The 22,241-nt window shown below is 58.3% G+C and carries 25 protein-coding genes; 9 read left to right on the forward strand and 16 right to left on the reverse strand.

Annotated features, from left to right (window positions below; all coding sequences use genetic code 11):
• Positions 1-40: 40 nt before the first annotated feature.
• The 4 genes from ACX3YF_RS00740 (at position 41) to tsaA (ending at position 3,140) form a co-directional block, all read left to right on the forward strand.
• Positions 41-751, forward strand: a complete 711-nt coding sequence (locus tag ACX3YF_RS00740; protein WP_130211156.1) for an rRNA pseudouridine synthase — start codon at positions 41-43, stop codon at positions 749-751.
• 75 nt (positions 752-826) lie between these two features.
• On the forward strand, positions 827-1,297 hold the full coding sequence (locus ACX3YF_RS00745; protein WP_090317038.1) for a YehS family protein: 471 nt from the start codon (positions 827-829) through the stop codon (positions 1,295-1,297).
• Positions 1,298-1,484: 187 nt separating this feature from the next.
• Complete coding sequence (locus ACX3YF_RS00750) at positions 1,485-2,255, forward strand: SDR family oxidoreductase (RefSeq protein ID WP_130211157.1); 771 nt, start codon at positions 1,485-1,487, stop codon at positions 2,253-2,255.
• A 186-nt stretch (positions 2,256-2,441) separates the two neighbouring features.
• Positions 2,442-3,140 (forward strand): tRNA (N6-threonylcarbamoyladenosine(37)-N6)-methyltransferase TrmO, encoded by a 699-nt coding sequence (gene tsaA, locus ACX3YF_RS00755; protein WP_130211158.1) that lies wholly within the window; start codon positions 2,442-2,444, stop codon positions 3,138-3,140.
• A 182-nt stretch (positions 3,141-3,322) separates the two neighbouring features.
• Here the strand turns inward: tsaA and fpr are convergent, their stop codons facing one another.
• The gene (gene fpr / locus ACX3YF_RS00760; RefSeq protein WP_047526369.1) at positions 3,323-4,102 is read right to left on the reverse strand and encodes a ferredoxin-NADP reductase; all 780 of its coding nucleotides are present in this window, start codon (positions 4,100-4,102) and stop codon (positions 3,323-3,325) included.
• Positions 4,103-4,241: 139 nt separating this feature from the next.
• On the opposite strand from fpr, the gene ACX3YF_RS00765 reads away from it, so the two are divergent.
• Positions 4,242-5,168, forward strand: a complete 927-nt coding sequence (locus ACX3YF_RS00765; RefSeq protein WP_033047456.1) for a LysR family transcriptional regulator — start codon at positions 4,242-4,244, stop codon at positions 5,166-5,168.
• On the opposite strand, the gene ACX3YF_RS00770 is transcribed toward ACX3YF_RS00765, so the two are convergent.
• The 3 genes from ACX3YF_RS00770 to ACX3YF_RS00780 form a co-directional block, all read right to left on the reverse strand.
• Positions 5,165-5,527 (reverse strand): diacylglycerol kinase, encoded by a 363-nt coding sequence (locus ACX3YF_RS00770; protein WP_008153979.1) that lies wholly within the window; start codon positions 5,525-5,527, stop codon positions 5,165-5,167. The two genes, ACX3YF_RS00765 and ACX3YF_RS00770, sit on opposite strands and share 4 nt — an antisense overlap.
• A gap of 76 nt (positions 5,528-5,603) precedes the next feature.
• Positions 5,604-6,254, reverse strand: coding sequence for a response regulator transcription factor ErdR (gene erdR, locus ACX3YF_RS00775; RefSeq protein WP_103403582.1), 651 nt, complete (start codon positions 6,252-6,254; stop codon positions 5,604-5,606).
• Positions 6,255-6,462: 208 nt separating this feature from the next.
• Positions 6,463-7,206 (reverse strand): tRNA-uridine aminocarboxypropyltransferase, encoded by a 744-nt coding sequence (locus tag ACX3YF_RS00780; protein WP_458946012.1) that lies wholly within the window; start codon positions 7,204-7,206, stop codon positions 6,463-6,465.
• Between the two features lie 190 nt (positions 7,207-7,396).
• Here ACX3YF_RS00780 and ACX3YF_RS00785 point away from each other — a divergent pair, with 190 nt between their 5' ends.
• The gene (locus tag ACX3YF_RS00785) at positions 7,397-7,819 is read left to right on the forward strand and encodes a PA3611 family quorum-sensing-regulated virulence factor (RefSeq protein ID WP_103403584.1); all 423 of its coding nucleotides are present in this window, start codon (positions 7,397-7,399) and stop codon (positions 7,817-7,819) included.
• On the opposite strand, the gene ACX3YF_RS00790 is transcribed toward ACX3YF_RS00785, so the two are convergent.
• A complete protein-coding gene (locus ACX3YF_RS00790) occupies positions 7,820-8,020 on the reverse strand; it encodes a hypothetical protein (RefSeq protein ID WP_047526361.1) in 201 nt (66 codons plus the stop codon).
• A gap of 484 nt (positions 8,021-8,504) precedes the next feature.
• Here ACX3YF_RS00790 and ACX3YF_RS00795 point away from each other — a divergent pair, with 484 nt between their 5' ends.
• Positions 8,505-9,623: an LOG family protein gene (locus ACX3YF_RS00795; protein WP_130211161.1), complete on the forward strand. Its 1,119-nt coding sequence runs from the start codon at positions 8,505-8,507 to the stop codon at positions 9,621-9,623.
• 43 nt (positions 9,624-9,666) lie between these two features.
• Here ACX3YF_RS00795 and recX read toward each other — a convergent pair whose 3' ends face one another.
• The 5 genes from recX to ACX3YF_RS00820 form a co-directional block, all read right to left on the reverse strand.
• Positions 9,667-10,134 carry a recombination regulator RecX gene (gene recX, locus ACX3YF_RS00800; RefSeq protein ID WP_130211162.1) on the reverse strand — a complete coding sequence of 156 codons (468 nt, stop codon included), beginning with the start codon at positions 10,132-10,134 and terminating at the stop codon, positions 9,667-9,669.
• Positions 10,135-10,143: 9 nt separating this feature from the next.
• Positions 10,144-11,196, reverse strand: a complete 1,053-nt coding sequence (recA, locus tag ACX3YF_RS00805; protein WP_090317008.1) for a recombinase RecA — start codon at positions 11,194-11,196, stop codon at positions 10,144-10,146.
• An 83-nt stretch (positions 11,197-11,279) separates the two neighbouring features.
• Positions 11,280-11,780, reverse strand: coding sequence for a CinA family protein (locus ACX3YF_RS00810; protein WP_103403587.1), 501 nt, complete (start codon positions 11,778-11,780; stop codon positions 11,280-11,282).
• A 210-nt stretch (positions 11,781-11,990) separates the two neighbouring features.
• Entirely contained in the window at positions 11,991-12,338 is a 348-nt protein-coding gene (locus ACX3YF_RS00815) for a phage holin family protein (protein WP_130211163.1), read from the reverse strand.
• Positions 12,339-12,621: 283 nt separating this feature from the next.
• Positions 12,622-13,356 carry a LexA family transcriptional regulator gene (locus tag ACX3YF_RS00820; protein ID WP_130211164.1) on the reverse strand — a complete coding sequence of 245 codons (735 nt, stop codon included), beginning with the start codon at positions 13,354-13,356 and terminating at the stop codon, positions 12,622-12,624.
• Between the two features lie 210 nt (positions 13,357-13,566).
• On the opposite strand from ACX3YF_RS00820, the gene mutS reads away from it, so the two are divergent.
• Complete coding sequence (gene mutS / locus ACX3YF_RS00825) at positions 13,567-16,134, forward strand: DNA mismatch repair protein MutS (protein WP_177329344.1); 2,568 nt, start codon at positions 13,567-13,569, stop codon at positions 16,132-16,134.
• Positions 16,135-16,275: 141 nt separating this feature from the next.
• Complete coding sequence (fdxA, locus tag ACX3YF_RS00830) at positions 16,276-16,599, forward strand: ferredoxin FdxA (RefSeq protein WP_007908827.1); 324 nt, start codon at positions 16,276-16,278, stop codon at positions 16,597-16,599.
• Positions 16,600-17,080: 481 nt separating this feature from the next.
• Here the strand turns inward: fdxA and rpoS are convergent, their stop codons facing one another.
• The 6 genes from rpoS to ispF form a co-directional block, all read right to left on the reverse strand.
• Positions 17,081-18,088: an RNA polymerase sigma factor RpoS gene (gene rpoS / locus ACX3YF_RS00835; protein ID WP_130209716.1), complete on the reverse strand. Its 1,008-nt coding sequence runs from the start codon at positions 18,086-18,088 to the stop codon at positions 17,081-17,083.
• Between the two features lie 103 nt (positions 18,089-18,191).
• The gene (locus ACX3YF_RS00840; protein ID WP_130209714.1) at positions 18,192-19,049 is read right to left on the reverse strand and encodes a peptidoglycan DD-metalloendopeptidase family protein; all 858 of its coding nucleotides are present in this window, start codon (positions 19,047-19,049) and stop codon (positions 18,192-18,194) included.
• A 211-nt stretch (positions 19,050-19,260) separates the two neighbouring features.
• Complete coding sequence (locus tag ACX3YF_RS00845; RefSeq protein ID WP_189340456.1) at positions 19,261-19,896, reverse strand: protein-L-isoaspartate(D-aspartate) O-methyltransferase; 636 nt, start codon at positions 19,894-19,896, stop codon at positions 19,261-19,263.
• A 41-nt stretch (positions 19,897-19,937) separates the two neighbouring features.
• Positions 19,938-20,687, reverse strand: a complete 750-nt coding sequence (gene surE, locus ACX3YF_RS00850) for a 5'/3'-nucleotidase SurE (RefSeq protein WP_130209710.1) — start codon at positions 20,685-20,687, stop codon at positions 19,938-19,940.
• Positions 20,675-21,733: a tRNA pseudouridine(13) synthase TruD gene (gene truD, locus ACX3YF_RS00855; protein ID WP_198132427.1), complete on the reverse strand. Its 1,059-nt coding sequence runs from the start codon at positions 21,731-21,733 to the stop codon at positions 20,675-20,677. Before truD ends, surE begins: the two co-directional genes overlap by 13 nt.
• The gene (gene ispF / locus ACX3YF_RS00860) at positions 21,730-22,203 is read right to left on the reverse strand and encodes a 2-C-methyl-D-erythritol 2,4-cyclodiphosphate synthase (RefSeq protein ID WP_090316982.1); all 474 of its coding nucleotides are present in this window, start codon (positions 22,201-22,203) and stop codon (positions 21,730-21,732) included. Before ispF ends, truD begins: the two co-directional genes overlap by 4 nt.
• Positions 22,204-22,241 lie beyond the last annotated feature (38 nt).

Below are 22,241 nucleotides of genomic sequence, written 5' to 3' on the forward strand. Positions count from 1 at the left end.
GCAGGTACAATGCCCACCCCTTTTTTGTTACGGCCTTGTCATGACTGACCCGATTCGACTCTCCAAACGCCTCATCGAACTCGTCGGCTGCTCCCGTCGGGAGGCTGAGCTGTTCATCGAGGGCGGCTGGGTCACCGTCGACGGCGAAGTCATCGATGAACCGCAATTCAAGGTTGGCGACCAGAAAGTCGAACTCGACAAGGATGCCAAGGCTACCGCGCCGGAACCGGTGACCCTCCTGCTCAACGTGCCCGCCGGCATGGATGCGCAAACCGCCATGGCGACCATCAGCGCCGAAACCCTGAGCGAGGAGCACCGCTACGGCAAACGCCCGCTCAAGGGTCACTTCCTGCGCCTGACCGCCAGCACCGACCTGCAAGCCAATGCCAGCGGCTTGCTGGTGTTTACCCAGGACTGGAAGATCCTGCGCAAACTCACCGCCGATGCGAGCAAGATCGAGCAGGAATACGTGGTCGAGGTCGAGGGCGACATGGTTGAGCACGGCCTCAATCGCTTGCAGCACGGCCTGACCTACAAGGGCAAGGAGCTGCCACCGGTGAAGGCCAGTTGGCAGAACGAAAACCGCCTGCGGTTCGCCATGAAGAACCCGCAACCGGGCGTGATCGCCCTGTTCTGCCAGGCTGTCGGCCTGAAGGTCGTGGCCATCCGCCGCATCCGTATCGGCGGCGTGTCCATCGGCAAAGTGCCCCTGGGGCAATGGCGCTACCTGACCGGCAAAGAGAAGTTCTAAGACACTCGCGCCGTCACACATTCCGGCGTCGCTGTGTTCTGCGACGCCCATAGCTGAATTATCAGGATTGCTCACATGATTCATAACGACGTACTGCGCAGCGTGCGCTACATGCTGGACATCAGCGACAAGAAAGTCATCGAGATCATCAAGCTCGGCGGCATGGACGTGCCCCTGGCCGACCTGGTGAGCTACCTCGACAAGAAAGAGGAAGACGAAGAAGGCTTCGTGCGCTGCCCGGACGAAGTCATGGCGCATTTCCTCGACGGCCTGGTGATCTTCAAGCGCGGCAAGGACGAAAGCCGTCCACCGCAGCCGATCGAAGTGCCAGTGACCAACAACATCATCCTGAAAAAGCTGCGCGTGGCCTTCGAACTGAAAGAAGACGACATGCACGCGATCCTCAAGGCCGCCGAGTTCCCGGTGTCCAAACCTGAGTTGAGCGCCCTGTTCCGCAAGTTCGGCCACACCAACTATCGCCCGTGCGGCGACCAGTTGCTGCGCAATTTCCTTAAGGGCCTGACCCTGCGCGTACGCCCGCAATAAGGCTCATTTTCCATGTAGGAGCTGGAGCGCCGCGTTGATCCAGACAATCCGCGTGATCGTTAGCGATCATCGCTGGCAAGCCAGCGCCTACATGGCCGAATGGCCCTCCATTCCGCTTGAAAATAGTGGCTCCGCTTCACGCGGCTGACGACTAGGGTGTTAAGACCTTCAGTTCTCAGGAATCGCCATGCACCCCTACTTTTCCCTGCAAGGCCGCACCGCACTGGTGACCGGCGGCACTCGCGGTATCGGCAAAATGATCGCCAAAGCCTATGTCGAGGCGGGCGCTACCGTTTACGTCTGTGCCCGAGATGCCGAAGCCTGCCTGCAAACGGCGGATGAGCTCGGTGCACTTGGACGCTGTCACGCCGTCGCCGCCAACCTGGCCACGGAACAAGGCGTGCAGCAACTGGCCGCACGCTTGAGCGAGCAGATCGGCCACCTCGATATCCTGGTGAACAACGCAGGTACGACCTGGGGCGCGCCACTGGAGAGTTACCCGGTCAAGGGCTGGGAAAAGGTCATGCAGCTCAATGTGACGTCGGTCTTCAACTGTATCCAGCAGTTCCTGCCACTGTTGCGCAAGGCCGGCTCACCGGCGAATCCGGCGCGGATCATCAACATCGGTTCGGTTGCAGGAATTTCATCCTTCGGTGAACAAGCCTATGCCTACGGACCGAGCAAGGCGGCCCTCCATCAACTGTCCCGCATTCTGGCGCGTGAGCTGGTGAGCCAGCACATCAACGTCAACGTGATCGCGCCGGGACGTTTTCCGAGCAAGATGACCCAGCACATCGGCAATGATGAGCAGGCATTGGCCGAAGATACGGCGTTGATTCCAATGAAGCGCTGGGGTCGGGAGGAAGAGATGGCTGCGCTGGCGATCAGCCTGGCGAGTACGGCAGGGGCTTACATGACCGGGAATATTATTCCGCTGGATGGGGGCTTCAGTCTCTGAAATTTGCGGTGTGGCCATCGCGGGCACACCACGCTCCCACTGGGTTCTCGAGCGAACACACAATACGCGCCCACTCCAAAAACAGGGGGAGCGTGGCTTGCCCGCGATAGCAGACTCACAGTCTGCACCGATGCACCGGGTGATCGGGTTATCATTCCCGCCCCCATTCCGCTTCGATCCCACACCATGACCTACAGCGTTTCTCCCATCGGCTTCGTGCGTTCCTGCTTCAAGGAGAAGTTCGCCATCCCGCGCCAGCCGCAACTGGCCCCGGCCGCACGCGGCGTGCTGGAGTTGGTGGCGCCATTCGATCAAGGCGACGCGGTGCAGGGTTTGGAGCAGGTCAGCCACGTCTGGCTGCTGTTCCTGTTTCATCAAGCCCTGGAAGATAAACCACGGCTGAAGGTCCGCCCGCCACGCCTCGGCGGCAACAAATCCATGGGTGTGTTCGCCACCCGCGCGACTCACCGACCCAACGGCATTGGCCAGTCCGTGGTCAAACTGGACAAGGTCGAAGCCAATCGCTTGTGGATATCCGGCATAGACCTGCTGGACGGCACGCCGATTCTCGACATCAAGCCCTACGTGCCTTATGCCGACGTTATCGAGAGCGCCACCAACACCATCGCCAGCGCCGCGCCACAGCTGATTCCGGTGCAATGGACGGACACTGCCCTGCAACAGGCCCGCGGGCACGCTCAGCGCCTTCAGGAGCCCCTGGTCGAGCTGATCGAGCAATGCCTGGCGCAAGATCCTCGCCCGGCCTATCAGACGCCGGTACCGGAACGGGAGTACGGCGCGCAGTTCTGGGACCTGGACGTGCGTTGGCATTACCCGACACCGGAGCTGATCCGCGTGCTGGAAGTCATTCCTGCAAAAGGCTGAATGCCGGAAACGAAAAAGCCCGCATGACCTTACCAGGTCATGCGGGCTTTTCAGATACGCTGCAAATCTACAGTAGGAGCGAGCCTGCTCGCGAAAAACCTGAGGACCCGCGGGGTATCAAGCTTCCCGCGTTATCGTTGACCTCCATCGCGAGCTGGCTCGCTCCCACAGGTGACCTACGGTCACTTCTCGACGAACGCACGCTCGATCAGGTAGTCACCCGGTTCGCGCATCCGCGGCGACACTTTCAGGCCGAAGCTGTTCAGCACTTCGCTGGTCTCGTCGAGCATGCTCGGGCTGCCGCACAGCATGGCGCGGTCGTCCTGCGGGTTGATCGGCGGCAGACCGATGTCGCGGAACAGCTTGCCACTGCGCATCAGGTCGGTCAGGCGGCCTTCGTTCTCGAACGGCTCGCGGGTCACGGTCGGGTAGTAGATCAACTTCTCACGCAGCGCTTCGCCGAAGAACTCGTTCTGCGGCAAGTGCTCGGTGATGAATTCGCGGTAGGCGACTTCGTTGACGTAACGTACGCCGTGGCACAGGATCACTTTTTCGAAACGCTCGTAGGTTTCCGGATCCTGAATGACGCTCATGAACGGCGCCAGACCGGTACCGGTGCTGAGCAGGTACAGATGTTTGCCAGGCTTCAAGTCATCCAGCACCAGCGTGCCGGTAGGCTTCTTGCTGATGATTATCTCGTCGCCTTCCTTCAGATGCTGCAACTGAGAAGTCAGCGGACCATCAGGTACCTTGATGCTGAAGAACTCGAGATGCTCTTCCCAGTTCGGGCTGGCAATCGAGTATGCGCGCATAAGCGGGCGGCCATTGGGCTGTTGCAGGCCGATCATCACGAACTGACCGTTCTCGAAGCGCAGGCCCGGATCGCGGGTGCACTTGAAGCTGAACAGAGTGTCGTTCCAGTGGTGAACACTGAGGACACGCTCGTGGTTCATGTTGCTCATGTACGTGGGACTCCTGGAGATTTGTCTGCGCCCTGCCCTGCGAAAAAGAGTTGGCTTCGCGCAATTGCATCGCATTCTAAAGGCAGCGACAATATCTGTTAAATGGATTATTAAGATAAGGGTTATCGGTTATATCGATATGCGATTTACTCTCCGTCAACTTCAAGTATTTGTCGCCGTCGCCCAGCAGGAAAGCGTGTCCCGCGCTGCGGGCCTGCTCAATCTCTCGCAATCGGCGGCGAGCACCTCGATCACCGAGCTTGAGCGCCAATGCAGCTGCCAGCTATTCGACCGCGCCGGCAAACGCCTGAGCCTCAATGCCCTTGGCAAGCAACTGCTGCCGCAAGCCGTTGCCCTGCTGGATCAGGCCAAGGAAATCGAAGACCTGCTCAACGGCAAGTCCGGCTTCGGCTCTCTGGCGGTGGGTGCAACCCTCACCATCGGCAATTACCTGGCCACTTTGCTGATCGGCAGCTTCATGCAACGCCACCCGGAAAGCCAGGTAAAGCTGCACGTACAGAACACTGCCAACATTGTGCAACAAGTGGCCCACTACGAAATTGACCTGGGTCTAATCGAAGGCGACTGCAGCCATCCGGACATCGAAGTGCAGAGCTGGGTCGAGGATGAGCTGGTGGTGTTTTGCGCACCACAGCATCCCTTGGCCAAACGCGGCACGGCGACCATGGATGAGTTGAGTCACGAAGCCTGGATTCTGCGCGAACAAGGCTCGGGCACGCGATTGACCTTCGATCAGGCGATGCGTCATCACCGAAGTTCGCTCAACATCCGTCTTGAGTTGGAACACACCGAAGCGATAAAACGCGCAGTGGAGTCTGGCCTGGGGATTGGTTGCATCTCGCGACTGGCGCTACGGGACGCATTCCGGCGCGGCAGCCTGGTGCCGGTGGAGACACCGGATCTGGATCTGGCGCGGCAGTTCTATTTCATCTGGCACAAACAGAAATACCAGACGTCGGCGATGCGCGAGTTTCTCGATCTCTGCCGCGCCTTCACCGCCGGGGTTCAGCGCAGCGACGAGATCGTGCTGCCGACAATCGCTTAAAGCAGAATCACGGCCCACACCAGCGCGATCATGCTCAACGCCACCAATTGCGCGGCACTGCCCATGTCTTTGGCGTTTTTCGACAACGGGTGCAATTCAAGGGAAATGCGGTCGATGGCCGCTTCCACTGCCGAATTGAGCAACTCGACTATCAAGGCCAGCAGGCAGACCGCAATCAGCAATGCCTGCTCGACACGGCTGACATTCAGGAAGAACGACAGCGGAATCAGGATGACGTTAAGCAACACCAACTGGCGAAAAGCGGCTTCGCCGGTGAAAGCTGCGCGCAGGCCGTCAAGGGAATAGCCGGAGGCGTTGAGGATGCGTTTCAGGCCGGTCTGGCCTTTGAAAGGTGACATAGAGTATGCAACTGACCAAAAAAGAGGTGGGGAAGCTAGATTAGCCAAAGTCAAAAAAGCGTGAAGACGCTGTTTCTTAATGGCTCGGAATTGACTCAAGTTGTTGCAGAAGCAACGCGGCCTGGGTTCGGGTCCGGACATTCAGTTTACGGAAAATCGCGGTCACGTGGGCTTTGATGGTCGCCTCGGAAACGCTCAGTTCGTAAGCGATCTGCTTGTTCAGCAGTCCTTCACAGACCATGGTCAACACGCGAAACTGCTGCGGCGTCAGGCTCGCAAGGCCTTCACTGGCCGCCTTCGCCTCCTCCGAAACACTGACGGCCTCGAACGCTTGCGGTGGCCAGTAAACATCGCCATCGAGAACCGCCCGCACGGCTTTCTGGATCACGCCCAGGTCGCTGGACTTGGGAATGAAGCCACTGGCGCCAAATTCACGGGACTTGACCATGATCGTAGCCTCTTCCTGGGCCGAGACCATGACCACCGGAATCTGCGGATACTGACCGCGCAACAGCACCAACCCGGAAAAACCGTATGCCCCCGGCATGTTCAGATCCAGCAGTACAAGATCCCAATCGGCCTTTTCAGTCAGACGGGTTTCCAGCTCCGCAATGCTCGCCACTTCGACAAGACGGACATCCGGGCCAAGACCCAGGGTCAACGCTTGGTGCAAGGCGGAACGAAAAAGCGGGTGGTCATCGGCTATCAGGATTTCGTATGTGGCCATTTTTCAAATCATCCTGTTCTTCAAACAGCTCAAGGTGCAGCCACGGAGCTGCACCAACAGGGCACGCTAAACGCCAATCACGTGGATCTCACGTGAAAAAATGGCGTATCAAACCTTGGCCGCGCCCCAATCGGCGCCAAGCATGCCCAGCGTAGCCGGGGTGGTCAAGGTGCTTGGCCCGGACAGTTCTTTGCAGTATGGGCGACAATTAGCTCATTGAGGCGGCGTTACCCTGCACGAATGGCATCAACTCAGCGTGCGCCGCCGTTTCAACGTTCATTTCAAGCTGCCGCTTGGCGTCGAGGTAATGCTGGCTGAAGACGTCGAAATAAGCGTCCAGCGCCGACGCTGCCTGCGCATCGCCGGCAAGATCGAGGCACAACGCCGCCACTTCCGCAGTGCACAGATGCTCACTGCGTGTAGAGCGACGCAACTGATAGCGGGAGAGTTTTTCCGGCAGCAGGCTGAGGATCGGCAATGTGTCGAAGTAGGGGCTTTTGCGAAAAATCTTGCGGGCTTCGGTCCAGGTCGCGTCGAGCAATATGAACAGCGGCCGCCTAGTGCTATCGGGCGTCACGCTGTGGGTTACACGCTCAGGCGCGACGTATTCGCCCGGAAACACCAGGTAAGGCTGCCATTGCGGATCGGACAGCAATGCCAGCAGCTTTGGGTCGACCTCGGTGCGCGACCAGATAAACGCGTGATTGTCCCGTACCACATCGGCGATAAGCCAGCCGGTATTACTCGGCTTGAACACTTCCTTGTTGGTCATGATCAGGCAAACGCCGGAGCGGGTTTCGACCTGCGGGCGCCAGGCACACAGGCAATGGCTCTCGATTACACGACAATCGCGGCAACGAGTTGCCCGCCAGCCACGGGCCTGAATCGGCTTGATGCCTTCCTCTTCACGTTGATCGCGCAGCCGGGCTACGGCGTTGGGAGCATGGCTCATCGAAGGCAACGCCGACAAAATGGGGAAATTGACACGAACAACTCTCGGCATGGCAATAAAGGCCGACAGTTTAACAGAGCGCTGAGCGCAAACCTGTACCGTCCCGACCACCTCCCCTATAATTCGCCACCACTGAACGCACAGTCATGTGACTGGTCGAAGCACTCAGTCACTGAATCAGGAGAGTTTCATGCTGCGCCTTATCGTTCCCACCGCTGCCATTCTGCTGGCGTCGTCATTCAGCGCCCAGGCTGCATCCTTGAGTGAACAGAATCTGAACAAAGAGCTGCAAAACGTCGCCGCGCAAAGCAGTGTTGGTACTCCACGGGCTATCAATGAAGACATTCTTGATCAGGGCTATACCGTCGAAGGAACGACATTGATCAACCACCTGAGCGTGCAAAGCAGCCATGCCACCAAGATGCGCGCCGATCCAAAAGCCGTGTATTTCCAACTCGGTGCCTCGGTATGCAACAACCCGTCGTACCGCAAGCTGATGGCCAAAGGCGCAACCATGCGTTACGACTTCACCGAAGTGAAGTCCAACCGTTCGGTCGGCTCGGCCAGCTACCGGGAATCGGATTGCCCGAAAGCACCTCAGAAGAAAAAGTAATCAGTGGGACTTGGCGCGCCGCTGTTCATCTTCGGCGCGCAGCTCCGCCAGCAACGCCTGCAGGTAACGAGAGTGCGGCTCTGCGCCCTCAAGCCGTCGACAGCACTCCTCTTCGAGACTCAAATGATGGGTCTCGGCTGACGACTTCAGCAATCGATACAAATTCGTATCGATCTCTATTTCCAGAATGACTCTGGCCATGGCTCCCGCCTCCTTGCTCCTCGCTCTTGTTGAGCGACAAATCCTTAAACCGCTCGTACCGTGCGCCCTGCCCTTGACGCCAAGTTGTTGTGATACACCTGTCATTCAGTTAATCAGAATGCAGCCCCCTGGGCGCGCCTTCAGACGAGTGGTGAAACCACCTTGTAAATCGTCAATAAGCGGTTGCCAGGAAAGACTTTACGGCGCAATGATCAAAACAGCGCAAATCATCGCGAGGGTCTAGATTACAGGTTAGCCACGTTCAATTTTTCAGGGCTGGAAAGGGGCCGTCCGTTACGAACCAAGCTTTGCGAATGTTTCTTTCACCCAAGGAAAAAACAGAGCCTGTATGGATGATCCGACAACCATTCGGGTCAAGTGGATCGCCCAGGCATGGGCCTGGGCAGACAGCGACACACGAGGTGTCGTGGCATTGGCGAATGTGTTGTCGATGCCGGGGGCTCTGTGCAGAAGGAGAAGTTGAATGCCTTACCAACCGAATGACCTCTTGAGCCGTCATTTTGAAGAAAGCGGCCACGACCTCATCAGCAAGGTCGAAGAACAACTCAACCTGGTTTCTCCCAACAGCCCGAACATCCCGATCTATCGCGACATGATCCTGACCGTGCTGCGCATGGCCCAGGAAGACCACAACCGCTGGAATGCCAAGATCACCCTTCAAACCCTGCGCGAACTGGAGCAGGCCTTCCGCGTACTGGAGCAGTTCAAGGGACGGCGTAAAGTCACGGTTTTCGGTTCGGCCCGCACCCCGGTTGAACATCCGCTGTACGGAATGGCCCGTGAACTCGGCGCCGCTCTGGCCCGCTCAGACCTGATGGTTATCACCGGCGCCGGTGGCGGTATCATGGCCGCAGCCCATGAAGGGGCCGGCCTCGCTCACAGCCTGGGCTTCAACATCACCCTGCCCTTCGAACAACACGCCAACCCGACCGTCAGCGGCACCACCAATCTGCTGCCCTTCCACTTTTTCTTCACGCGCAAACTGTTCTTTGTCAAGGAAGCCGATGCGCTGGTGCTATGCCCGGGTGGCTTCGGCACACTGGATGAAGCACTGGAAGTACTGACACTGATCCAGACCGGAAAAACGCCGTTGGTACCGGTCGTGCTGCTGGACGCCCCAGGCGGCAAATTCTGGCAGGTCGCGCTGGACTTCATTCATCAGCAATTGGTGGAGAACCGCTACATCCTGCCCACCGACATGAAACTGGTGAAATTGGTCTACTGCGTCGATGAAGCGGTGGAGCACATCAACCAGTTCTACAGCAACTTCCACTCCAGCCGCTGGCTCAAGCATCAGTTCCTGATTCGCATGAATCACACACTCAGTGACCCGGCGCTCGAACACATGCAGGTGGCATTTGCCGATCTGTGCCTCAGCGACCACTTCCATCAACATGTCTACAGCGGCGAAGAACACGACGAAGCGCAGTTCAGCCACTTGGCGCGATTGGCCTTCAATTTCAACGCCCGTGATCATGGCCGGCTGCGAGAACTGGTGGACTACATCAACCTGCCGGAAAACTGGGCGCAGCCCCAACCTCAAGTGCAACAGCACACTCGTGAGCCATCAAAGGTTACGTGAGGCACAAAAAACGGCCCGCTATCGAAATAGCGAGCCGTTTCAGTTAATCGTCCATCCCTCGACCACTGAACAAGCGGCCGATCATTTCCATGGAGAACCCTCGATACGCCAGGAACCTGCCTTGTTTGGCACGTTCCCGGTTATCGATCGGTAGATGCCCGGAGAACTTGCGCTGCCAGGTGTCAGCCAACTGCTCTTGCCAGTCGATCCCGCTTTCGCGCAAGGCGAGTTCAATGTCACTACGCTGCAGGCCCCGCTGGCTTAGCTCTTCACGAATACGCAGAGGGCCATAACCGGAACGGGCACGATAGGCAACGAAGCTTTCAAGGTATCGGGATTCGGACAACAAACCCTCTTCCGTCAATCGGTCGAGTGCTGTCTCGATCATTTCGGGGAGAGCGCCGCGCTGACGCAGCTTACGCGTCAGCTCGACCCGACCGTGCTCACGACGTGCGAGCAGGTCCATGGCAGTTCGCCGCACCGCGACGAGAGTATCGAGTACGACGGTCATCGGTTCTTATCAGATGTCAGCGTCAGCCAGGTCATCTTCAGTCTCTTTAACTGGCGAAGCTTTGACGTCCGGCGCTGGCGTCAGCAGTTTGTCGCGCAGTTGTTTTTCAAGGGCCGCTGCAACTTCCGGGTTATCCGCCAGGAACTTGGCCGAGTTGGCTTTGCCCTGACCGATCTTGGTGCCGTTGTAGGCATACCAGGCACCGGATTTTTCAACGAAACCGTGCAGAACACCCAAGTCGATCATCTCGCCATTGAGGTAGATGCCTTTGCCATAAAGAATCTGGAACTCGGCCTGACGGAACGGAGAAGCCACCTTGTTCTTCACAACCTTGACGCGGGTCTCGCTACCGACGACTTCATCACCTTCTTTCACCGCGCCAGTACGACGGATATCCAGACGAACCGAAGCGTAGAACTTCAGCGCGTTACCACCGGTGGTAGTTTCCGGGCTGCCGAACATCACGCCGATTTTCATACGGATCTGGTTGATGAAGATCACCAAGCAGTTGGCGTTCTTGATGTTACCGGTGATTTTACGCAGCGCCTGGGACATCAGACGGGCTTGCAGGCCAACGTGCATGTCGCCCATTTCGCCTTCGATTTCAGCCTTTGGCACCAGCGCCGCTACGGAGTCGACGATGATCACGTCAACCGCGTTGGAACGCACCAGCATGTCGGTGATTTCCAGGGCTTGCTCGCCGGTGTCCGGCTGGGAAACCAGCAGGTCGTCGACGTTGACACCCAGCTTGCCGGCGTATTCAGGATCGAGAGCGTGTTCAGCATCGACGAATGCACAAGTCGCGCCGGCTTTTTGAGCCTGGGCGATCACGGACAAGGTCAGGGTGGTTTTACCGGAAGATTCAGGACCGTAGATTTCAACAATACGGCCTTTTGGCAGACCGCCAATGCCCAGTGCGATGTCCAGACCCAGAGAGCCAGTGGAAATGGATGGGATCGCCTGACGGTCCTGATCGCCCATACGCATTACGGCACCCTTGCCGAATTGACGTTCGATCTGACCCAGGGCCGCAGCCAAGGCTTTCTTCTTGTTGTCGTCCATTAAAGTCCTCACGTAATCAATAAGGCCTGACGGCCAACACCTGTATAAGTAGACAGTATTATTCCACAGCGTTCGAGGATCGCCTACCCCTGATTTGAGATTTCTCCGGCGGCATGTCGCAGCAGCCCCTCTAGCGCGGCCTTCACCGTTTGTCGGCGAACTTCGTCGCGGTTACCCGGGAAGTGCTGTAGCTCACTGAACACCTGCTCGCCGACGCCCCAGGCCAGCCATACGGTGCCGACCGGCTTACTTGGCGAACCGCCGTCCGGGCCGGCGACGCCGCTGACTGCCACGGCAAAACGCGCATGACTTTTTTCCTGCGCGCCGCGGACCATGGCTTCGACGACCTCTCGACTGACCGCCCCCACCGTTGAAAACAACTCGGCAGGGACATTCAACTGCTGGGTCTTCTGACGGTTGGAGTAAGTGACGTAACCCGCCTCGAACCATGCCGAACTGCCCGGTATCCGGGTTATCGCCTCGGAAATTCCGCCGCCCGTACAGGACTCTGCTGCGGTGACATGGGCGTTGAGAACCTGCAAGCGTCTACCGAGCTCGGCGGCCAGCTGTGTGATTTCTTTCACAGTCATCTCCTGATCAGGCGGAATGAGACCTACCGTACACGAGCGGATCACGCTTGCAAGTTACAGGATCGATCAAAATGTTAGCGCGCGAGCGCTCTGATATAAGCCTGGCACGCCTGCAAGGCAATCAGTCCGCGGTCGCTGGCATGGACGCCAGGATCACATCGACGACTGACAGAGCACTTCCTGTTTATTTATCGACGGGATTCATTATTGGTCGGGCCGAGAGTCTCGGGGTGGCATTTCACAAACGCCGATCCGCTTGGCCGCCCAGCGTTCATAAAGACCGATCGCCACGTCCGCCCCGGCCATCGCGGTGAGGCCACCGAAGGCGCCTGCGACCCAGATCGACAGGCCGGCGGCATATAACAGCATGATTGCCGATACCCCGCCGACCATGCAGGCCCCGGAGCGCAGGGCCAGCCGCCGCAGCAACGTCCAGCCACGTGCGCCATCCTTGTCGGCGCGCCACATTTCACCGGACAGCCCACCCACCAACGCAAGGACAACGACCAGCCAGATCGGAATGTCCAGCAATGCTTGCGGCTCAATGGTCATGTCATGCCTCCTGGAGTAATTGATGGGGGTGTAAGTGCGCTTAACCATGTCCGTTGCCGAGTCTTACATCACGCAGGCAGAAAAGGTTCGCTGGAACCGATTAACCGTACGGATTGAGAACGAATCTATGCATTTATGCATATTCTGTCAATGTAAAAGTGCATTCAAGCCGCACAAAAATGCACAAACGCATTCACACTCATGCAAACAAGGACGTTCGCGCCTTTGGCGCAGGCGAAAAAAAACCGCCTGATGGCGGGTTTTATCTGACAGTGACGGGAGATTATCGGGCGTACATGCCCCACCAGAAGACGTGACCGAGGATGACGATTTGCTCTTCCTGCATTTCCTGGAAGCTGTAGTCCTCGTCCGGGTGCTCATCGCGATTGAAACTGCGCAGGCGAATTCCGGTAGGCAGGCGATAAAGCTGTTTCACCCGCAGTTGACCGTTGTGGTTGATAGCGTAGAGGTCGCCATCAACGATGTCGCCAATCCCGCACTTGCCGGCGTTGACCCCAACCGTGGCGCCGTCGCGCAGTACCGGCAGCATGCTGTTACCACGCACGGTCACGCATTTGGCCTGGTCGAACTGCACACCGTTATGGCGCAAGCTGCGCTTGCCGAAGCGCAGGCTGGCGCGCTCGCTCTCTTCGATGACGAATCTTCCCGATCCCGCCGCCAATTCAACCTCGCGAAGAAAGGGGACCGACACCTCGTCGTCATCGACAGGGGTATCGTCGTCCCACAGACTTATATCCTTGAGTTCAGCATGCGCTCGACCGCGCCCGGCACTGGCTGTCGGCGTGATGTCCACGCGACCACGCAACTGATCGGTGCTCACGGCGAAGTACTCGGCGATCTTCGAGATGTGTTTATCCGATGGGTCGACAATCTTCCCGCTGAGGATCCGCGAGAGAGTGGATTGGGGCACGCCAGTGCGACGGTGAAGCTCCGTGGGGGAGATTCCGTGCTGGTCGAGCAGTGCTCTTAAGACGGTAGAAACGTTGCGTTTTTGCATACTGTGCATAGTGCTTGTTCTTTGCATGGAAAACAAATGCTGATTTGCATGCCTCATGCATAGATTAGCAGAAGCAAGCCGCGTGGCGTTCGTGCCTGCGTCCGGCGGACCGCCCATGTTAATCTTGCGCCCATTGCGGAAAAGCCGGGCCGATGCCCACCTTTGCCCCACACCTTTCAATGAGTTTTCCGATTCCCGATGAATAAAGCCCTGTCCGACCTGTCCTCCCACACGCCGATGATGCAGCAGTACTGGCGCCTGAAGAACCAGCACCCTGATCAGTTGATGTTCTACCGCATGGGCGACTTCTACGAGATCTTCTACGAAGACGCGAAGAAGGCCGCCAAGTTGCTGGACATCACCCTCACTGCCCGCGGACAGTCGGCCGGGCAAGCGATTCCGATGTGCGGTATTCCTTACCACGCGGCCGAAGGCTATTTGGCGAAACTGGTGAAGCTTGGCGAGTCGGTGGTGATCTGTGAACAGGTTGGCGACCCGGCAACCAGCAAAGGGCCGGTGGATCGCCAGGTGGTGCGGATCATCACGCCGGGGACGGTGAGCGACGAGGCGCTGCTGGACGAGCGTCGGGACAACCTGATCGCCGCAGTACTGGGTGACGAGCGCCTGTTCGGCCTGGCGGTGCTGGATATCACCAGCGGCAACTTCAGCGTGCTGGAAATCAAAGGCTGGGAAAACCTGCTGGCGGAGCTGGAGCGGGTCAATCCGGTGGAGCTTCTGATCCCGGATGACTGGCCCAAAGACCTGCCGGCCGAAAAACGCCGTGGGGTGCGTCGCCGCGCGCCGTGGGATTTCGAGCGCGACTCGGCACTGAAAAGTCTTTGCCAACAATTCGCTACCCAGGACCTGAAAGGTTTCGGTTGCGAAAACCTGACCCTGGCCATCGGCGCCGCCGGTTGCCTGTTGGCTTACGCGAAAGAAACCCAACGCACCGCCTTGCCTCACTTGCGCAGCTTGCGTCATGAACGCCTGGACGACACCGTCGTGCTCGACGGCGCGAGCCGCCGCAACCTGGAGCTGGATACCAACCTGGCCGGTGGTCGTGACAACACCCTGCAATCGGTGGTCGACCGTTGTCAGACGGCCATGGGCAGTCGTCTTCTGACCCGTTGGCTGAACCGCCCTCTGCGTGATCTGACCGTATTGCTGGCTCGCCAGACGTCGATCACCTGTCTGCTCGATGGCTACCGATTCGAGAAACTGCAACCGCAGCTCAAGGAAATCGGTGACATCGAACGAATTCTCGCGCGAATCGGCCTGCGCAATGCTCGCCCCCGCGATCTCGCACGCCTGCGTGACGCCCTCGGTGCACTGCCGGCGCTGCAAGTGGCGATGACTGAGCTAGAAGCCCCGCACATTATTCAACTGGCCAGGACCACCAGCACCTACCCGGAACTGGCGGCGCTGCTGGATAAAGCCATCATCGACAATCCACCGGCGGTGATCCGTGACGGCGGCGTGTTGAAGACCGGTTACGACAGCGAACTCGATGAACTGCAATCGCTGAGCGAGAACGCCGGGCAGTTCCTGATCGACCTCGAAGCACGCGAAAAGGCCCGCACCGGCCTCTCGCACCTGAAGGTTGGCTATAACCGCATTCACGGTTATTTCATCGAACTGCCAAGCAAGCAGGCCGAATCAGCACCGGCTGACTACATCCGCCGCCAGACGCTCAAAGGCGCCGAACGCTTCATTACGCCGGAGCTGAAAGCCTTCGAAGACAAGGCGCTGTCGGCCAAGAGCCGAGCCCTTGCCCGGGAAAAAATGCTCTACGAAGCGCTACTGGAAGATTTGATCGCACAGTTGCCACCGCTGCAGGACACCGCTGCGGCGCTAGCCGAGCTGGACGTGCTGAGCAACCTGGCCGAGCGCGCGCTGAACCTCGACCTGAACTGCCCACGCTTCGTCAGCGAGCCGTGCATGCGCATCACTCAGGGTCGTCACCCCGTGGTCGAACAAGTCCTGACCACCCCGTTCGTCGCCAACGACCTGAACCTGGACGACAGCACGCGGATGCTGGTGATTACCGGTCCGAACATGGGCGGTAAATCCACCTACATGCGGCAAACCGCGCTGATCGTGCTACTGGCACACATCGGCAGCTTCGTACCGGCGGCCAGTTGCGAGCTGTCCCTGGTCGACCGGATCTTCACCCGGATAGGTTCCAGTGATGACCTGGCCGGCGGGCGCTCGACCTTCATGGTCGAAATGAGCGAAACCGCCAACATCCTGCACAACGCCACCGAGCGCAGCCTGGTGCTGATGGACGAAGTCGGACGCGGCACCAGTACATTCGACGGTCTGTCCCTGGCGTGGGCTGCAGCGGAGCGTCTGGCGCATTTGCGGGCTTATACGCTGTTCGCCACCCACTACTTTGAGTTGACGGTCCTGCCGGAAGCCCAACCGCTGGTAGCCAACGTGCACCTCAATGCCACCGAGCACAACGAGCGCATCGTGTTCCTGCACCACGTTCTGCCGGGGCCTGCCAGCCAAAGCTACGGCCTAGCTGTTGCGCAACTGGCCGGCGTGCCAAGCGAAGTGATTGTGCGTGCCCGCGAGCATTTAAGCCGACTGGAAGATACCGCTCTGCCTCATGAGGCGCCCAAGCCAGTCAAAGGCAAACCGGCCGCGCCACAGCAAAGCGATATGTTCGCCAGCCTGCCACATCCCGTGCTGGATGAACTGGCCAAACTCGATCTGGACGACATGACACCACGTCGTGCACTCGAAATGCTCTATACACTGAAGACACGGATCTAACGCATAGGCTTGCAAGCTGTTAGAATCTCGCGCGGTTTGGGATGCTGCTGGCTATAGCCTGGCCTGCAGACTATCGCTCCCGAACCTTGCGACCCCCACGTGAAGGGGCGCAGCAAGCCGCGCCTGAGGAGAAAATTAGAAATGACCTTCGTCGTCACCGACAACTGCATCAAGTGCAAGTACACCGACTGCGTAGAAGTGTGTCCGGTGGACTGCTTTTACGAAGGCCCGAATTTCCTGGTGATTCACCCGGATGAGTGCATCGACTGCGCACTGTGCGAACCAGAATGCCCTGCCGTGGCCATCTTCTCCGAAGATGAAGTCCCGGAGGAGATGCAGGAGTTCATTCAGCTCAACGTTGAGCTGGCTGAAATCTGGCCCAACATCACCGAAAAGAAAGAATCGTTGCCCGATGCCGAAGAGTGGGATGGTGTCAAAGGCAAAATCAAGGATCTCGAGCGCTGATTTCACCCGCGTTCACGAAAAGGCCCCTTGCGGGCCTTTTTGCTTTTTCATGGGCAAAAAAAGGGGCGGTTTGACCCGCCCGCATTTTTTCCCTATTCCCTGTGTTCCTTTTCATCGTCCTGATGAATCGCTTCCTGCGATGTTCCTTCCCTTCATCCTTGAAGGGTGTGTCTGTCCGTCGACACAACCCGAATACTAAAGCGTTCCGTGGCAAGAGCAATCAGGGCCTGGCACCCCACCCGCTTGTCACATGCCGTAAATTTATTAAAATTTACTTATTTTTCAGTTAGATAAACTTCTTGCCTGAAATTCTGAGCAACTATCACCCTGTAAAAATAACGAACACTTACGAAAGAGTAAGCGAAGACTTACAACGCGAGACTACGAACCAGATGAGCACCCTGCGCTGAGATTATTTTTCCATGGCAACAAAAAAGCCCCGAATCAGTCGGGGCTTTTTGTTAGCTGCTACGCAAGGCTGTTACTGAAACAGCGACTCGCTAGACAGGCCGTTTTTCTCCAGGATCTCCCGAAGACGCTTCAAGCCTTCAACCTGAATTTGTCTGACCCGTTCCCGGGTCAGGCCAATTTCCAGGCCTACGTCTTCGAGGGTGCTGCTCTCATGGCCTCGCAGGCCGAAGCGACGGACTACCACTTCGCGTTGCTTGTCGGTCAACTCAGAGAGCCATTGATCGATGCTCTGGGACAGGTCGTCATCCTGCAACAATTCGCATGGATCGGTGGGACGATCGTCGGTAAGGGTATCCAGCAGGGTTTTATCCGAATCCGGCCCCAGCGAGACGTCGACTGAGGAAACTCGCTCGTTCAGGCCGAGCATGCGCTTGACCTCGCCTACCGGTTTTTCCAGCAGGTTGGCGATTTCTTCAGGTGAGGGTTCATGGTCGAGTTTTTGCGTCAGCTCCCGTGCGGCCCGCAGGTACACGTTGAGCTCTTTGACCACATGGATCGGCAACCGGATGGTCCGGGTCTGATTCATGATCGCGCGCTCGATGGTTTGACGAATCCACCAGGTCGCGTAGGTCGAAAAGCGGAAACCACGTTCAGGATCAAACTTCTCCACCGCCCGGATCAACCCCAGGTTGCCCTCTTCGATCAGATCAAGCAGCGACAGACCACGATTGACGTAACGTCGGGCGATTTTCACCACCAGTCGCAAGTTACTTTCAATCATGCGCTTGCGCCCGGCCGGATCGCCACTTTGCGACAGGCGCGCAAAATGAACTTCTTCTTCGGGGGACAACAGCGGGGAAAAACCGATTTCATTGAGGTACAGCTGCGTGGCATCGAGCGCCCGCGTGTAGTCAATGTACTTGTGTTGCTTTAGCGAAGCGGAGTGTTTGGATTTGGCACGAACGGAAGGTGGAGCCGCCCCTTCATCATTCGACATCGAATCCGCACCGATGCCGGTCTCCATCAGGAGAACCTCATCGTCGATGTCAAACTCCGGCACTTCTTTACTGAGAGCCATTGTTATAGTCCTTTGGTGAGTTCGACCTCAAGCTCAAGCGGCGCCTTTATCCTTGGCAACGCTGGAGCCTGTCCCCTCTACGATGGAACAGGCTGGTAAGCGATCAACGACGTGGCAGGAATTGCAGCGGATCTACAGGTTTACCTTGACGGCGAATCTCAAAATGCAGTTTCACCCGGTCCGTACCCGTTGACCCCATTTCGGCAATTGTCTGTCCGACCTTGACCTGCTGCCCCTCCCGAACCAACAGCCTGCGGTTATGTCCGTAGGCACTGACGTAGGTTTCGCTGTGTTTGATGATCACTAATTCGCCGTAGCCCCTTAAGCCACTCCCGGCGTATACCACCGTCCCATCAGACGCAGCTAAAACAGGCTGTCCCAAATCCCCGGCGATATCAATTCCTTTATTCAAACTACCGTTTGAAGAGAATTTTCCAATTAAAATGCCATTAGATGGCCATCCCCAGCCGGTCGGGGCCGGACCGGCAGGAGGCATCGGAGCGGGTGCTGGCTTGTTGGCGACGGACGGTACGACCGCTGGCGCAGTGCTGGTCGAACCGTTTACCGGACGACGGATGACCGTGGTTTTACTCGAGGACGAAGGCGTTGAATTCGACGAACTGACCGTCGTCGTCGACGTTGAATCGCTGCGCCCGTCAAAGCGAATCGTCTGACCCGGATGGATCGTATAGGGCTCAGGAATGTTGTTGCGTGCCGCCAGGGCCTTGTAGTCCCAGCCGTAACGAAAGGCAATGGAAAACAGGGTGTCCTTGGGGCGGACAACATACTGCCCCGTCGTTACCGCCGGACGCTGGGCGACGGCATTGTTGCGATCGACCACGCGTACATTGCTGGATTTGTTGCTGGAACAACCGACCAGCAAGGTGCTCAAGACAAGGCCAGTCACCAGGCGCTGAAAGCTCGTTGTACCCATACGCTGCGCAATGACTGTGAGACTCACCCGCCGCTCCCTTTTTGGTGGCTGAAAATATGATTTGCCGTGGTCCGGCATGAAATGTCGCAAGTATAACGGGCCGTGCACGCTTTACCTTTAATGAAGCGAAATGGCTTCGCGCACACGTTTGCTGCTAGACAAAACAACCCGTTTAACCGATCGACGCCGCTGTAAGACAGAAGCAATCGAAGAGAATTCAGAGCGCTGAAACAAATGATCAGGCCAGTGGTCCGTTGAGCAACGGAACGAAGCGAACCGCTCCCAGAACACGCCTGGAAAAGCCCTGTTCTTCCCTGATGATCAGCATCAATTGTTGAACCTCGCCCGACCCGACCGGAATCACCAGACGCCCTCCCGGTGCCAATTGATCGAGCAGAGCCTGAGGCACATCGGTCGCCACGGCGGTCACGATAATACCGTTGTAGGGCGCCAGCGCCGGCCAGCCCTCCCAGCCATCGCCCCAGCGAAACACCACGTTGCGCAGGTTCAATTCGACCAGGCGCTCCTTGGCCCGGTCCTGCAGCACCTTGATGCGCTCGACGGAAAACACTCGCTCGACCAGTTGCGACAAAACGGCCGTCTGATAACCCGACCCCGTGCCGATTTCCAGCACCTTGTCCAGCGGACCTGCTTCCAGCAGCAGCTCGCTCATGCGCGCCACCATATAAGGCTGGGAAATGGTCTGGTTATGTCCAATCGGCAGCGCCGTGTCTTCATAAGCACGGTGCGCCAGCGCTTCGTCGACGAACAGGTGACGCGGTGTACGTCGAATGACTTCCAGCACCCTGGCGTTCGACAACCCCTCCTCATACAAACGCTGGATAAGGCGCTCACGGGTCCGTTGCGAGGTCATCCCGATGCCGCGACGCAGCATATCGTCGTGCTCACGAGACATCAGCGCAGCCCCTCCAGCCAGCCATCGAGACTTCTGAAGGCGTCATTGAAGGTGCGATCCAGTTGCAGCGGAGTGATGGACACATAGCCCTGCATGACCGCATGGAAATCAGTGCCCGGGCCACCGTCCTCGGCATCCCCGGCAGCCGCGATCCAGTACCCGGCCTTGCCTCGCGGATCGACCACTTGCATCGGTGCCGCCGCGCGAGCGCGATGGCCCAGACGGGTCAACTGGATGCCGCGTATGTGATCCAGCGGCAAATTCGGAATATTCACGTTCAATACCGTGCGCGGAGGAAGATCGAGTTCAGCATGGGCTTCGACCAGCTTGCGCGCAAAGTACGCCGCCGCAGGAAGGTTCTCAACTTGTCGTGAGACCAACGAAAAGGCGAATGAAGGACGTGCCAGGAAACGCCCTTCGAGCGCCGCCGCCACGGTTCCGGAATACAGGACATCGTCCCCCAGGTTGGCGCCCAGGTTGATCCCGGAAACCACCATGTCCGCTTCACGCTCCAGCAAGCCGTTCAGGCCCAAGTGCACACAATCGGTCGGTGTGCCGTTAACGCTGATAAAACCATTGGCCAGCGTCTGCGGGTGCAACGGACGGTCGAGCGTCAGCGAGCTGCTGGCGCCGCTTTTGTCCTGGTCCGGGGCGATAACCACGCATTCGGTGTAATCCGCCAGCGCAGCATAAAGCGCGGCGAGACCGGGTGCGGCTACCCCATCGTCGTTAGAAATCAGAATACGCATGGGCTGTCCGTCTGCCCCACCGGCACCAGATCAACGAGTTCGCGCACCAATACAGTGGCGAAGCATCCGGCCGGCAGGACGAATTCCAGTTGCAGAATGTCAGGCTCGGGATAATGCCACGTCAACCCGGCTATGGGCAGTCGCAGGATGCGACGTTCGTGGCTCATTCCGGCGTTAATCAACCAATCGCGAAGGTCGGCTTCGCGGGCGGCGATTGCCTGCTCCAATTCATGGACAGCGCCCGTGGTCGGCGAGTCACCTTCGCCCCACTGCGGACCGGTCGGATGCAGATCGAGAATCGCCAGACGCGGGTCGCTGCACTCGGCCTCACCGGCTGGAAAGAAGCTGCGGCTATCGGTGAATGCCAGCAAGTCACCCACTTGGGCACGCTGCCAGGTGCCATCGGCGACACGGGCGGCCAACACCTGGTTGAACAGAAAGCTACGGGCTGTGGAGAGCAGGCGCGACCTGACGTTGCGCTGCTCCGGCAAGGCCTTGCGCGCGGCCCAGGCGCGGGCATCGACCACATTGCCGCCGTCGTGCCCGAAACGCTGGGCGCCGAAATAGTTGGGGATGCCTTGTTTGGCGATCAACTGTAGACGCTCTTCAACGGCCGCCTTGTCGCCGGCGAACTGCGTCAGGCGCAAAGTAAAGCCATTGGCCGAGTGGGCACCGCGTTGCAGCTTGCGCTTGTGCCGACTGGTCTTGAGGATTTTCAGCGTATCGTTTTCTGCCGCCGACAGATCCGGATCGGCCTTGCCCGGCAACTGCACGCTGAACCACTGTCGGGTCAGCGCCTGGCGATCCTTGAGCCCGGCGTAGCTGACGGTGCGCAACGGCACGCCAGCGGCCTTGGCAATGCGCCGCGCCGCTTCTTCAGTGTTCAGACCGCGCTTTTCCACCCAGATCCACAGGTGTTCACCGTCACCGCTCAGGGGAATATCAAGAACTTCGTCGACCTGAAAATCTTCCGCGATGGCTTTCAGGACTGCGGTGCCGAGGGCTTCACCATAGGCCCGCGGGCCGAGCAATTGCAGTTCGTTCATGCGCGCAGCAACAAGGCAACGGAGTGCACCGCAATGCCTTCTTCGCGACCGACAAAGCCAAGCTTTTCGGTAGTGGTAGCTTTAACGTTCACTTGATCCAACTCAACTTGAAGATCCGCGGCAATCAGTGCGCGCATCGATTCTATATGCGGGGCCATTTTTGGCGCTTGGGCGACAATGGTGTTATCGACGTTGCCGACTTTCCAGCCCTTGGCGTGGATCAATGCGACGACATGACGCAACAGCCCACGGCTGTCGGCGCCCTTGAATTGCGGGTCGGTGTCCGGGAAGTGCTTGCCGATGTCGCCCAGCGCAGCCGCGCCGAGCAAGGCATCGCTCAAGGCGTGCAGCAGGACATCACCGTCGGAGTGAGCGAGCAGCCCGAAGCCATGTGCAATACGCACGCCGCCCAGAGTGATGAAATCGCCTTCAGCGAAACGGTGCACATCATAGCCGTGGCCAATACGCATAAAAAAACGCCCCGAATTTTGTCAGGGCGTGATTCTAC

The organism is Pseudomonas fluorescens group sp. PF-69, assembly GCF_054481235.1.